Below are 12,177 nucleotides of genomic sequence, written 5' to 3' on the forward strand. Positions count from 1 at the left end.
AGGATCCGGCAATGACGGCGCGCGGGACACACGGGGCACAGGGGGCCGGGGATCCGCCGAGGGGCGCGTTGCGCCTCGACGCGAAGGCGCTGGACCTCGCGCTGTGCGAGGTGGCCGCCTTCGTGGCGGTCGTGCACTTCGGCGGTTTCACGGTCGCCGCGCGCGGGCTGCACGTCTCGCAGCCCGGGCTCAGCGCCCGGGTGCAGCGACTCGAGCGCGCGCTGGGCGTGGTGGTGATCGACCGGTCGGTGCGGCGCCTCACCCTGACGCCCCAGGGCCGCGCGTTCCTGCCGGTCGCCGAGCGCGTGGTCCGTGAGCTCACCGATGCCACGACCGCGCTGCGCTCGCTCCCCGGCGCACAGGCGCAGCCACGAAGTCGACCGTGCGGCGGATGATCGAGCGGGTCCTGCCGTCGTCCAGCAGCACGTCGAACGCGTGGCCCGCGGTGGGATGGGTGAGGATCGTGGCGTCGACGTCGGACGTCCGCGCCGCCCGCCGGAAGGCTCGCAGCGACGAGAGGATGCCGGGGGCGGTGTCGGCCAGGCCGTAGGCCAGCAGGACGGGCCGGTCGCTCGAGGCCAGGTGGTGGGCCAGCGAGCCACGCGTCCCTTCGCCGCTCGGGGGCTCGACCTCGGCGTAGAAGCCGACGAGGGCGTCGACCGGCTGGTTGGCCGGGTCGAAGCTCGCCTCGACCCAGTCCGGCCCGCCCGCCGAGAAGCCCATCGTGACCAGCGGCACCGGCTCCGGCGCCAGCTCGGCGACCCTGTCGCGCAGCGCCCGGACGGCGCGTCGCAGCTGCGCGACGCCCGCCGGGCTCCCGCCCACCACGGCGTCGTGGTTCGGCACGGCCGCCACGACCCCCGCCCCGGCCAGCCGGGCGCCCCAGGCCGCGAACCCGGGATGGTCCTTGGGGCTGGGGTCCGGGCTCACCCCGGGCACGAGCAGGACCATGGCGCTCGGCTCACCGCCGGTGGGGAGGTAGAGGTCCATCTCGTGGCCCGCGTCGTCGTACGTGACGGTCTCCGCGCCCGGTCTCGGTGACGCTGCCGGGGGCTGGCCTTCCGACGGGCGAGCGCCGGTCCCCCCGCACCCGGACGCGACGAGCAGGACCACGACCAGCCAGGCCGGGCGAGGGAGGCGCCATGTCATGGAGCGAGGCTCGTCGAGACCTCCGTCGCCCGACGAGGACGATCGCCAGTGTCGATGCTGGGTGGGGTCGTCGTCGGCCCGGATGATCGGATCGGACGCACCCGACCAGGAGGATGGCAGTGGACAGCTCGCCCGGCCCGGCCGCGACCCCGTCGTGGGTGCGGGAGTTCTACGACCGCAAGTCCCGAGCGGCGGGACCATCGGGCGTCCTCGACCACCACGTCGAGCGGGCCGAGGCGCTCGTGCGGCTCGGCGGGCCCGGGCGCCGGACGGTCCTCGAGCTCGGGGCCGGCACCGGCGGCTCCGCGGTCGCCGCCGCCCGGCTCGGGCTCGAGGTCACGGCGGTCGAGCTCAGCGGCGTGCGCGCCGGTCTCGCCCGCGACCTCGCCCGCGACGAAGGCGTCGACCTCACGGTCGTGGAGGGCGACTTCCTGGAGCACGACATCGGGGCAGGGTTCGACCTCGTGGTGATGTGGAACGGCTTCGGTGTCGGCGACGACGCCCACCAGCGCGCGATCCTCGCGCGGGCTGCCTCGACATGGCTGGCCGCCGACGGCCTGGTCGTGCTCGACGTGTTCAATCCGGCAGCCTGGATCCGGTGGGCCGGTCACGACGAGGTCGACGAGGAGACCGGGTGCCACGAGACCCTCGACTACGACGTGGTCGGCTCACGCTTCCTCGACGCGTGGTGGTTCGACGGCCCCGATGCGCCGCCGCTGACGCAGTCCGTCCGCTGCTACTCGCCCGCGGACCTCGACCTCCTGGTCGAGGGCACCGGGCTCGCGGTGACGGCGCTCGAGCTCGGTGACGGCCCGTTAACCGACCGCTCCGCAGCCGGTCCCGCGAGCGAGGCCTGGGGCTACCGGGCGGTCCTGGCCAGGGTGGCCGGTCGCTGATGCTGCCGATCGACGAGCTCGTCCGTTTCGCAGCCGGGTTCGACGAGCACCACCACCACCCGGCGGCGACAGCAGCGGCGGAGGCCTGGGGCCTGGAGAGACCGGTCTTCGTCCGGTCCAGCGCGTCACACGTGCTCGTCGCCCGCTCCCGTGGCGACGAGGGGCGTGCGGTGCTGAGGCTCCGGCCTGACGTCGAGCCCCACCGGTCGGTGCTGGCCCGGGGTGCACGGGCCGCGGCCCGGTGGGCTGCCGCGGGCGCTCCTGCCGCTCCCGCGCTGCGGTCCGTCCACGGCCACCTGGTGGAGCGCACCGGGGGCTACGCCGTGATGGCGATGCCCGCCGTCGAGGGAGACACGCTGGCCGAGCAGGGGCTCCCCGAGGGGTCCGCCGCGTGGGGCGCTGCCCTGGCGCGCCTGCACGCGACCGGTCCCGGGGCCGACGACCTGCCCCACGCCTCCGACGCGCTCCGGACGCCCTGTCCCGACGACCCCGCGCTGGCGGCGCGCGCCGTCGACCTCCTGGACGCGCTCGCCGCGCTCCCGAGGACACCCGACGTGCACGGCGTCCTCCACGGCGACCCGGAGGCGGACAACGTCGTGGCCGGTGCCGACGGGCTCGTCCTCGTCGACCCCGACGAGGTGAGGGTCGGCTGGTACGCCGCGGACGTGGCGTTCGCCCTCCGTGACTGGAGCACGCCGGCCGGCGGACCGGACCTCACGTCCGAGGTCCCCCAGCGCTTCATCGAGGGCTATCGGCAGGTGCGGCCGCTCACGGACGACGACATCGCCCGGCTGCCGCTCTTCACCCGGGTGGCGGCGGTGGAGGAGCTGCTCGGGCTCGCGCCGCAGCTCGCGACCGACGCGCGGTCCGACTGGCCGACCTGGGCGACGGACCTCCACGCGCGTCTGCGGAGGCACGCGGCCGTCGTACGCGCGGGTTTGGCGTGAGGCCACGGCGGGCACCACAGGGGTCAGACCACTGGAGCCGACGGACGGAGCAACGATGCAGGTCACACCGGAGGACTTGTGCGGCCTGGCCGACACCTGCCTGGCCGAGTCCCGTGAGCTCAACACCAGCTGGAGCGGCCAGGCGGCTGCTCTCCAGGTCGACTCGGGAGCGGCCGGCAACTCGTCCGGCGGACCCGGCTTCGTCGCCGCGCACACCGCGACGCTGGACGCCGGTGACGTTGCCGTCGGACGCCTCGCCGCCGTGCTCGAGGCCGACATGGACGACCTCTACACCTGTGCCTTCGACATCTCCGCCCAGGACGAGGAGGCGGCCCGGGTCAGTCGCGCCACTGCCGACGAGGTGACCACCAACCCGTTGCTCCGCACGATCCTGGGGGTGAAGTGATGGGACAGGGGGTCTGGGAGCTCGCCGAGCAGGCCGCTGACCTCGAAACGGCCGCCAACGGCTGGGACGACGTGGCGAGTGCGCTGACCGGCTCCGGCGACACCTTCAACGCCAAGGCGGGCGCGGTCATGGCGGCGGGCTGGGAGGGCAGGACGGCCGAGTCCTTCGACGCCCACCGACGTCGCCTCGTCGCCTCGCTGGACACCGCGGGCGACCTGGCGCGTGCGATGGCCGGCGCGTTGCGCGACGGAGCCGGGGTCGTGCGAATCGCGCAGGCACAGCTGGACAACTCGTGGGCGACGGTCTCGGGCATCCGCCACGTCGGGTTCGGCACCTGGGTGCAGTTCTTCCCCGAGGACGACGCCGAGGAGGAGCGCATCCGGCGCGCCGAGGCCGAGGCGAACGACATCCGCGCCGACCTCGACGCCCAGCTGGCCCGCGGCTCGGCCTCGCTGCAGGACCTCAGGACGCAGTGGGACGACATCGCCGCCACGTGGGAGAGCGTCGCCGACGGCACTGCCGACGGCTTCGACGTGCCCGAGGAGAGCGGTGAGCCCGGGATCCTCCACAACGGTGACCAGACGGTCGTCAACACCGGCGACGGTGACGACACCGTCACGGTGTGGACCAACCCGGAGACGGGTGTGACCTTCGTGATCCTCAACGGCGTGCCCTACCGGGTTCCTCCGGGCCAGGAGGTCGTGGTGCGCACCGGCGACGGCAACGACACGATCACCGTCCAGAGCGGCGACGACGTGCGCGTCACCGTCGCCGGCGGCGAGGGCGACGACGTCGTGCGCGACCGCTCGGACGGCGACAACACGCACGTGGGCGGCGACGGCCGCGACAGCATCGACGCCGGCGGCGGGGACAACTACGTCTCCGGTGGGGCCGATCGCGACTACCTCGACGGCCAGGGAGGCGACGACGACCTCTACGGCGGCCACGGCGACGACACGGCCTACGGCCTCGACGGCGACGACACGGTCTCCGGCGGCGAGGGCCAGGACTACCTCGAGGGCGCCGAGGGCGACGACTCCGTCCTCGGTGGCGCGGGTGACGACACGGTCTCGGGCGGCCGGGACGACGACACGCTGGTCGGCGGGTCCGGCAACGACGTCCACTACGCCGGTCGCGGCGACGACGCGACCCACGGCGGCTCGGGCAGCGACACCGCCTACAGCGAGGACGGCGACGACGACGCCGACGACGTCGAGACGCAGACCACCGTGAACATCCAGCTCGACGACCTCTCCGACTTCATCGAGATCGAGGGGTCGCCCGAGTTCGTGGCCCGGGTGCGGGCCGACCTCGACCTGCTCGCCGCGTCGCCCACCGGGCAGCAGATGCTCGCGGCCCTCCAGGACGAGCACGAGAACTCCGGCTTCCTCGGCATCAACCGCGACACGGTGACGATCCGGGAGCTCACCGAGGACAACAACTACGCCCACGGTGACGGCACCATCGAGTACAACCCGCACCGCCAGGGCAGCGGCGAGGGCCGGCCGCCCATCGCCGGGCTCTACCACGAGATGGCGCACATCTACGACTTCTTCAGCGAGAACTTCGACGACACCGACTACAGCGGTGACGACGAGGTGGACCACGGCGTCAACCAGGGCGAGCGCACGGCGGTGGGGCTGACGGTCGACCACGACCACGACCCCAGCACGCCGGAGATCATCGACCCCGACCACCCGGTGGAGCTCACCGAGAACGGGCTGCGTGATGAGATCGGCTGGGAAGACCGTGAGAGCTACAACTGAGCCACCGACCGAGGGAGCACGATGAGGACTCGCGCCTGTGCGCTGGTGATCGGCCTGGCCGCGGCGCTCGCCGCGTGCACCACACCGACCAGCTCCACGGGGCCGGACGACTCCGGCGAGCCGAGCGGCCAGCGGACGCCGACCCCCACCGTCGAGGCGCCCGAGGTCGACTTCTCCGCCACCCTCTCGCCGGGCGGCGACGAGCTGGTGGTCGAGTGGTCGCTGCGCAACCGGTCCGCCGAGGAGGTTCTCGTCACGAACCGTGTGCCCGACAGCTTCGGCCGACTCTCGGACCGCCCCGACACGGCCTACGTCGTGGCCGCCGCCGACGGGGGCACGGAGATCGCCAAGCGCGTCTTCGCGGTCTCGTCCGACGCGGGCGGCGACGCGCTCCCCTGGGTCGGGGTGACCGCCCTTCCGCCCGGCGAGACCCTCGAGGAGACCCTGCGCGTGCCGCTGCCTCCGCAGGCGTACGCGCCGCCCACCGTCGACCCCGGCGAGGTGCCGGCGTCCGGACCGGTCGTCTTCTGCGTCGGCGTCCTCGTCGGCCGGGACCCGAGCTGGGGCTTCCACGACGTCGACGGGGTCACGACGGTCAACCACGGCCGCGCGGGAGCCGGCCAGGCCACCTTCTGCTCGGAACCGGTCGAGGTGGGGTGACCGGGCGGTCCCCGCTCCCCACCTGCAGGAACGGCCCCGGCGCGATGCCGGGGCCGTTCGTCCTGCGCGCCTGTAGGGATTCGAACCCCAAACCTTCTGATCCGTAGTCAGATGCTCTATCCGTTGAGCTACAGGCGCTCGTCGATCGCACCAGCGGCGCGAGGACTTGACGAGGATAGCCGACGGCACGCGGACGGGTGAAATCAGGGGCTGGTGGGCGCCTCGAGCGTCCCGGTGCACTCGGGACTTCCGGCCCCACTCGCCCACCCGTGACGTGCCCTATGGTGCAGGCACCAGACCGTAGGAGGCGGCGCACCGCCGCCGCACGAGGAGGCAGCGCGATGGCAGATCTCGAGGCAGTCCTGGACGAAGCCGGGCTCACCAACCCCCGGGTCCGCGAGTTCGTGAAGGAGTACGCCGAGCTCACCGGCGCCGAGCACGTCGAGGTGGTCAACGCCTCCGACGACGCCCGGCTGCTCGAGGAGGCCGTCGCGGCCGGGGAGCTGCAGCGGGCCGGCGAGGGCCGCTACTACTCCCGCAGCTACTACAAGGACACCGCCCGCTCCGAGGAGCGCACCATCGTCGCGACGAACAACGAGTTGGACCGCGGCGTCTACAACAACTGGCGCCCGGCCTCGGAGATGAAGCCGATGCTGCACGACCGGATGCGCGGCGCGTCCGAGGGCAAGACGATGTACGTCATCCCCTACCTGATGTCGCCCCCCGGCAACGAGCTCGCGCCGTGGGCCGCCGGCGTGGAGCTCACCGACACCCGCACCGTCGTGCTCCACATGATCCGGATGTCGCGCGTCGGCGTGCAGTTCGTCAACGACCTCGAGGACCCGGACTCCTTCGTCCGCGCGGTCCACGTCACCGGCGACCTGGAGAACCTCGGCCAGGGCACGCCCGACGACCAGCGCTACTTCGTGACCGTCGCCGACGAGCGCACCATCTTGCACTTCGGGTCGTCGTACGGCGGCAACGCGCTGCTCGGCAAGATCGCCCACGGCCTGCGGCAGGGCGCGTACGACGGCTGGGCGAGCAAGAAGTTCCTCGCCGAGCAGTACATGCTCATCGGGATCCACGACAAGGAGACCGGGAAGACCTACCACGTGTGCGGCGGGTTCCCGAGCGCCTCCGGCAAGACCAACCTGGCGATGATGGCGGCCCCCGACGCGCTCGGCGAGCGCTACCACGTCTCGTTCTACGGCGACGACATCGCGTGGCTCTGGGTCGACGAGAAGACCGGCCGGCTGATGGGCATGAACCCGGAGTACGGCGTCTTCGGCGTCGCCAAGGACACGAACGAGCGGACCAACCCCAACGCGCTGTACTCCATCGGCGAGGGGTCGCAGGCGATCTTCACCAACGTGGCCTACAACCCGAGCACGGGCGAGGTGTGGTGGGAGGGCAAGACCCCCAAGCCGCCGACCGACGTGCACGGCTGGCTCGACTGGACCGGCGCCCCGCTGGCCGACCGCAAGGACAACGACAGCGCCAACTGGGCCCACCCCAACAGCCGGTTCACCACGACGCTGGCCAACGTCCCCAACATCGCGCCCGACTACGACGACGCGGCGGGCGTGCCGATCGACGCGATCATCTTCGGCGGCCGCACCCGCGACCGCGAGCCGCTGATCCGCGCCATCACCGACCTCGCCGAGGGGGTGTACGACGGCCTCACCCTGGGCGCCGAGGCCACCTTCGCGGCCGAGGGGGTCGACGGCCAGCTGCGCTACGACCCGATGTCCAACCGGCCGTTCATGGCCTACGGCGAGGGGGACTACGCCCGCCACTACCTCGACGTGGTCGGGGCCGCGAAGGAGCAGCCGATCTTCGCGCACGTGAACTGGTTCCAGAAGGACCCCGATGACGGCCACTTCCTGTGGCCCGGCTACCGCGACAACCTGCGTCCGCTCCTCTGGCTGCTCCAGCTGAAGAACGGCGAGGTCGAGGGTCGCCGCACCGCGGTCGGCATCCTGCCGACCGAGGACGAGCTCGACCTCGAGGGCGTCGACATCGCCCCCGAGGACCTCGAGCGGATCCTGACCATCGACAAGGAGCGCTGGCAGCAGGAGATGGGGTTCCGTGAGGAGCACCTCTCGCAGTTCGACCGGATGCCCGAGGAGATCTGGGAGGCGCACCGCCGCGTCGCCGCCGACCTGGAGAACGAGCAGTAAGCCCTCGGCGTCGCACCCGACTGGTCTAGTCTGGTCGGGTGCGACGACCCGCCTCGGAGACCCGCGCTGCGGGGGCGCCGTACGCCGACCTGCGGCGGGGTTCGCCCGCCCTGGCGCTGCCGTTCGGGATCGTCGCGCTGCTGGCGCTGGTCACCGTCGTCCTGCCGCCCTACGAGCGGCCTCTGTGGGTGGCGGTGCTGGCGGCGGTCAGCCTCGTCATTGTCGCCGTCGTCTTCCTCCTCGCCCAGCGGCGGACGGAGCGGTCGTGGCTCGACCCCGTCGCGGCCTACCTGCTCTTCCCCTTCGCTGCCCTCGTGCACGACGCCGCGGGAGCCGGCGCGGGTGGCAACGGGTCCGGGATGGCGGCCCTCCTCCTGCTGCCGATCCTCTGGCTGGCGATCACCGGGACGCCCCAGCAGCTGTGGGTGGCGAGCGCGCTGGCGATCCTCACCTTCGCGATCCCGATCGCGGTCGTCGGTGCGCCCCACTACCCGTTCGGCGACTGGCGCCGGGCCGTGGTGTGGGCGTCGATCGCGCTCGTGCTCGCCCCCGTCCTGCAGCGCATCGTCCGCGACCTCGAGCGCCAGACCCGCCGGGCGCGGGTCGCCAACGAGAGGGTCGAGCGCCTCTTCGACGACGCCCCGCACGGCGTCGCGCTGCTCGACCTCGACGGCAGGATCATCCGCGCCAACATCTCGATGGCGGTCCTCGTCGGCCTCGACCCGCCGGACATGGTCGGCCACAAGCTCAGCGCCTTCGAGACGCCCGGGGAGTCGCGGATCGACGACCACGTCAGCCGCCTGGTGGCCCGCCCCGGCGACACCTTCGACACCGAGTGCAACTTCCGCGACTCGGGCGGCAACGACGTCAGCGTCGCGCTGAGCAGCACCATCGTGGGCGACCGCGGCATGGGCGAGGTCGTCATGGTCAACGTGGTCGACATCTCCGACCGCCGTCGCTACCTCGACCGCCTCTCCCACCTCGCCGACCACGACGTCCTCACCGGCCTGGCCAACCGGCGCCGCTTCGAGACCGAGCTGGCCCGCCACCTCGACCGCTGCAGTCGCGTCGGCGCGACCGGCGCCCTGCTGCTGCTCGACCTCGACAACTTCAAGCAGGTCAACGACACGCTGGGCCACAACGCCGGCGACGAGCTGCTGATCACCATCGCCGGGCTGCTGCGGCGCTCGATCCGCAGCTCCGACCTGGTGGCGCGTCTCGGTGGCGACGAGTTCGCCATCCTGCTCACCGACGGCGACCAGGGTGCGGCCCAGCGCGTGGCCGGGCTCGTCGTGGACCGGATCCGCGACCACGCGGCCACCCTCGACGGGGTCGCCCGCCGGGTCACCGCCAGCGTCGGCGCCGTCACCTTCCGCGCCGCCTCGGAGCACGCCGCCGACATCCTGGCCCTCGCCGACATGACGATGTACGACGCCAAGGAGGCCGGGCGCAACCAGATCGCGATGCTCCCCGAGGGTGACGAGCGCGGACCGCGGACAGCCGCCCGGCTGCACTGGCAGAGCCGCATCGAGGGTGCCCTGGAGAACGACCGCTTCGAGCTGCACCTGCAGCCGATCATGAACATCGCCACCGGCCGGATCAGCTCCGCCGAGGTGCTTCTGCGGCTGCGTGACGAGGACGAGCTGGTGCCGCCCTCGCGCTTCGTCTACATCGCCGAGCGCGTCGGCCTCATGCCCCAGGTCGACGCGTGGGTGGTCGACAAGAGCCTGGAGATGCTGGCCCGGATCCGTGCCGAGCACGACCCGGAGTTCGAGCTCGAGGTCAACCTGTCGGGCCTCTCGATCGGCAACCCCGAGATCGAGCAGGCGATCACCACCTCGCTCACGAAGCACGGGGTGGACCCCTCGGCCCTCATCCTGGAGATCACGGAGACCGCCGCCGTGGCGGATGTCGCCATGGCTCGCGACTTCGCCGCCCGGATGACCGACCTCGGCTGCGCGTTCGCGCTCGACGACTTCGGCGCCGGCTTCGGGTCGTTCTACTACCTCAAGCACCTCTTCTTCGACTACGTGAAGATCGACGGCGAGTTCGTCGCCCACGTCCAGGAGTCGCAGGTGGACCGCACCATCATGCGCTCGATCGTCGGCATCGCCCGCGACCTCGGCAAGCGCACGGTCGCCGAGTTCGTCTCCGAGCCGGAGATCCTCGAGGTGTGCCGCGAGGAGGGCGTCGACTTCGCCCAGGGGTACCTCATCGGCAAGCCGGTGTCGTACGACGAGTTCGCGGGCGAGTTCTGGCCATCCGTCGCCGCGGCGGTGCCGAAGGACTGAACGGGCGAGGCGTGCTCGCCCGCGGGCAGAGAAGGAGACTCGGGACAGATGCGGTGGCTTCAGCGGTCGGTGGGACTGGCCATCATCGGCTCCGCGGCGCTGGGAGCGGTGGCCCTCTGGGTGGCCGTGGCGTCCGGGGATCCGGAGGTGGGCCGCAGGCCGTCCGAGGGAGTGCTCTTCGGCATCTGGCAGGTCTTCTACGACACGGAGATGCCGGCTCCGCGCATCCTCCTCGCCGCGGTGGGCGTCGCCCTCCTGCTCGCAGCCGGGGTCGCGGGGATCGAGCGCAGGCTGCTGACCCGTGCCCGCCGCAGCGAGGACGGCGGGCGGATGCCGCTGGCCCCCAAGCTCGTGATGTCCGAGACCCGCGGCGTGTACGCCGGCCCGGTGACCATCACCGTGCTGATCCCGGCCCACAACGAGGAGGGCTGCATCTCCGAGACCCTGGCCTCCCTGCTGTCGCAGTCGGTGCCCCCGGCGCGGGTCGTGGTCGTCGCCGACAACTGCACCGACGACACGGTGCGACTGGCCCGCGAGGCCGGCGTCGACGTGTTCGAGACCGTCGACAACACGCACAAGAAGGCGGGCGGGCTCAACCAGGCGCTCGCCGAGATCCTGCCCGGCCAGGGCGACAACGACTGCGTGATGATCATGGACGCCGACACCACGCTCGACGACGGCTTCCTCGAGGGTGCGACCAACCGGCTCACGTGGGACCGCGCCCTCATGGCCGTCGGGGGGCTGTTCTACGGCGAGGACGGCTTCGGGCTGATCGGGCAGTTCCAACGCAACGAGTACACCCGCTACCAGCGTGACCTCCGCCGTCGCCGCGGCCGCGTGTTCGTGCTCACCGGCACCGCGTCGGTCTTCCGCCCACGGGCGCTCCGCGCGGTGGCCGAGGAGCGCGGCAAGATCCTCCCGGGCGTGCCCGGCGACGTCTACGACACGGTCGCGCTGACCGAGGACAACGAGCTGACGATCGCGCTCAAGACACTCGGCGCGCTGATGATCTCGCCGAGCGAGTGCACCGTGGTCACCGAGGTGATGCCGAACTGGCGTGGCCTGTGGGCACAGCGGCTGCGCTGGCAGCGCGGCGCGCTGGAGAACCTCGCCGCCTACGGCCTGCGCCCCCAGACCTTCCGCTACTGGATGCAGCAGCTGGGGATCGGCTACGGCGTCATCGCCCTCGGCGCCTACCTGGCGCTGATCATCCTGATGGTGCTGGCGACCTCGAACTGGGTCTGGTTCCCGTTCTGGATCGGCATCGGCCTGGTGTTCACCCTCGAACGCGTGGTGACGGTCTGGCGCGGCGGCTGGAAGGCCCGGCTGCTGGGCCTCTCGCTGTTCCCCGAGCTCTTCTACGCGATGTTCCTCAACATCGTCTACCTCAAGGGCATCTGGGACCTCTCGCTCGCCAAGCAGGCCGACTGGAAGCACGTCGTCCAGACCGACTCCGGCGTGAAGGTGGACAGCTGACATGGCACCCGTGCTGGCCCCCGTGGTCGTCCCGATGGGCGTGCTGCTCCCCGACAGCATCCTGCGCAACCAGTTCATCGCCGTGCTCGCGGCGTTCGTCGCCATCAACACCATCGTCTACGTCACGCTCGCGGTGGCGAAGATCCTGCCGAAGTTCTACCTCCGCGACTGGCTCGCGGCCCGCAACCGGCGGGCGGAGACCCGCAGCATCCACCCGGACGCCCCCGTCGGCGGACCGGCCGGGGGCTCGCTCACCGAGCGCATCGCCCAGCCCCATCGGCGTACGCGGGAGTAGCGAGAGCCACGTCACAGGTCTGTGATCGATCCAATATGTGCGTGCTTTCACAAGGGCTAGCGTCCCCGCAAGTCGCCGACAACGAGGCCGCGCGAACCAGCCGCTACGCAC

11 protein-coding genes and 1 tRNA gene are annotated in these 12,177 nt (G+C 72.0%); 10 read left to right on the forward strand and 2 right to left on the reverse strand.

All coding sequences use genetic code 11. The features are described 5' to 3' along the window. Positions 1 to 68: 68 nt before the first annotated feature. Positions 69 to 395 carry a LysR family transcriptional regulator gene (locus tag Q9S36_RS32775; RefSeq protein ID WP_311289013.1) on the forward strand — a complete coding sequence of 109 codons (327 nt, stop codon included), beginning with the start codon at positions 69 to 71 and terminating at the stop codon, positions 393 to 395. On the opposite strand, the gene Q9S36_RS32780 is transcribed toward Q9S36_RS32775, so the two are convergent. Beyond that, on the reverse strand, positions 319 to 1,149 hold the full coding sequence (locus tag Q9S36_RS32780) for a dienelactone hydrolase family protein (RefSeq protein ID WP_311289014.1): 831 nt from the start codon (positions 1,147 to 1,149) through the stop codon (positions 319 to 321). The genes Q9S36_RS32775 and Q9S36_RS32780 overlap by 77 nt on opposite strands. A 119-nt stretch (positions 1,150 to 1,268) precedes the next feature. On the opposite strand from Q9S36_RS32780, the gene Q9S36_RS32785 reads away from it, so the two are divergent. Genes Q9S36_RS32785 through Q9S36_RS32805 form a run of 5 tightly spaced genes read left to right on the forward strand, consistent with a single transcriptional unit; the run spans position 1,269 to position 5,824 of the window. Then, positions 1,269 to 2,045, forward strand: a complete 777-nt coding sequence (locus tag Q9S36_RS32785) for a class I SAM-dependent methyltransferase (RefSeq protein WP_311289015.1) — start codon at positions 1,269 to 1,271, stop codon at positions 2,043 to 2,045. After that, a complete protein-coding gene (locus Q9S36_RS32790; protein WP_311289016.1) occupies positions 2,045 to 2,992 on the forward strand; it encodes a phosphotransferase in 948 nt (315 codons plus the stop codon). Before Q9S36_RS32785 ends, Q9S36_RS32790 begins: the two co-directional genes overlap by 1 nt. 55 nt (positions 2,993 to 3,047) lie before the next feature. After that, the gene (locus Q9S36_RS32795) at positions 3,048 to 3,398 is read left to right on the forward strand and encodes a hypothetical protein (protein ID WP_311289017.1); all 351 of its coding nucleotides are present in this window, start codon (positions 3,048 to 3,050) and stop codon (positions 3,396 to 3,398) included. Further along, positions 3,398 to 5,164 (forward strand): M91 family zinc metallopeptidase, encoded by a 1,767-nt coding sequence (locus Q9S36_RS32800; RefSeq protein ID WP_311289018.1) that lies wholly within the window; start codon positions 3,398 to 3,400, stop codon positions 5,162 to 5,164. The genes Q9S36_RS32795 and Q9S36_RS32800 overlap by 1 nt, the downstream gene beginning before the upstream one ends. Positions 5,165 to 5,185: 21 nt before the next feature. After that, on the forward strand, positions 5,186 to 5,824 hold the full coding sequence (locus tag Q9S36_RS32805) for a hypothetical protein (protein ID WP_311289019.1): 639 nt from the start codon (positions 5,186 to 5,188) through the stop codon (positions 5,822 to 5,824). 65 nt (positions 5,825 to 5,889) lie between these two features. Here the strand turns inward: Q9S36_RS32805 and Q9S36_RS32810 are convergent. After that, a tRNA-Arg gene (locus Q9S36_RS32810) sits at positions 5,890 to 5,962 on the reverse strand. A 203-nt stretch (positions 5,963 to 6,165) separates the two neighbouring features. On the opposite strand from Q9S36_RS32810, the gene Q9S36_RS32815 reads away from it, so the two are divergent. The 4 genes from Q9S36_RS32815 to Q9S36_RS32830 are packed head-to-tail and all read left to right on the forward strand — an operon-like array spanning position 6,166 to position 12,066. After that, a complete protein-coding gene (locus Q9S36_RS32815; protein WP_311289020.1) occupies positions 6,166 to 8,004 on the forward strand; it encodes a phosphoenolpyruvate carboxykinase (GTP) in 1,839 nt (612 codons plus the stop codon). Between the two features lie 38 nt (positions 8,005 to 8,042). Next, complete coding sequence (locus Q9S36_RS32820) at positions 8,043 to 10,295, forward strand: EAL domain-containing protein (RefSeq protein WP_311289021.1); 2,253 nt, start codon at positions 8,043 to 8,045, stop codon at positions 10,293 to 10,295. A gap of 48 nt (positions 10,296 to 10,343) precedes the next feature. After that, positions 10,344 to 11,771: a glycosyltransferase family 2 protein gene (locus Q9S36_RS32825; protein ID WP_311289022.1), complete on the forward strand. Its 1,428-nt coding sequence runs from the start codon at positions 10,344 to 10,346 to the stop codon at positions 11,769 to 11,771. Position 11,772: 1 nt separating this feature from the next. After that, a complete protein-coding gene (locus tag Q9S36_RS32830; RefSeq protein ID WP_311289023.1) occupies positions 11,773 to 12,066 on the forward strand; it encodes a hypothetical protein in 294 nt (97 codons plus the stop codon). Positions 12,067 to 12,177: the final 111 nt, after the last annotated feature.

The organism is Microbacterium sp. ARD31 (assembly GCF_031844425.1).

Bases quoted from the DNA above. Each gene is read 5' to 3' on its own strand.
- Q9S36_RS32800 (WP_311289018.1), top strand. From the start codon at position 3,398: ATGGGACAGGGGGTCTGGGAGCTCGCCGAGCAGGCCGCTGACCTCGAA.
- Q9S36_RS32790 (WP_311289016.1), top strand. From the start codon at position 2,045: ATGCTGCCGATCGACGAGCTCGTCCGTTTCGCAGCCGGGTTCGACGAG.
- Q9S36_RS32795 (WP_311289017.1), top strand. From the start codon at position 3,048: ATGCAGGTCACACCGGAGGACTTGTGCGGCCTGGCCGACACCTGCCTG.
- Q9S36_RS32825 (WP_311289022.1), top strand. From the start codon at position 10,344: ATGCGGTGGCTTCAGCGGTCGGTGGGACTGGCCATCATCGGCTCCGCG.
- Q9S36_RS32830 (WP_311289023.1), top strand. From the start codon at position 11,773: ATGGCACCCGTGCTGGCCCCCGTGGTCGTCCCGATGGGCGTGCTGCTC.
- Q9S36_RS32815 (WP_311289020.1), top strand. From the start codon at position 6,166: ATGGCAGATCTCGAGGCAGTCCTGGACGAAGCCGGGCTCACCAACCCC.
- Q9S36_RS32780 (WP_311289014.1), bottom strand. From the start codon at position 1,149: ATGACATGGCGCCTCCCTCGCCCGGCCTGGCTGGTCGTGGTCCTGCTC.
- Q9S36_RS32805 (WP_311289019.1), top strand. From the start codon at position 5,186: ATGAGGACTCGCGCCTGTGCGCTGGTGATCGGCCTGGCCGCGGCGCTC.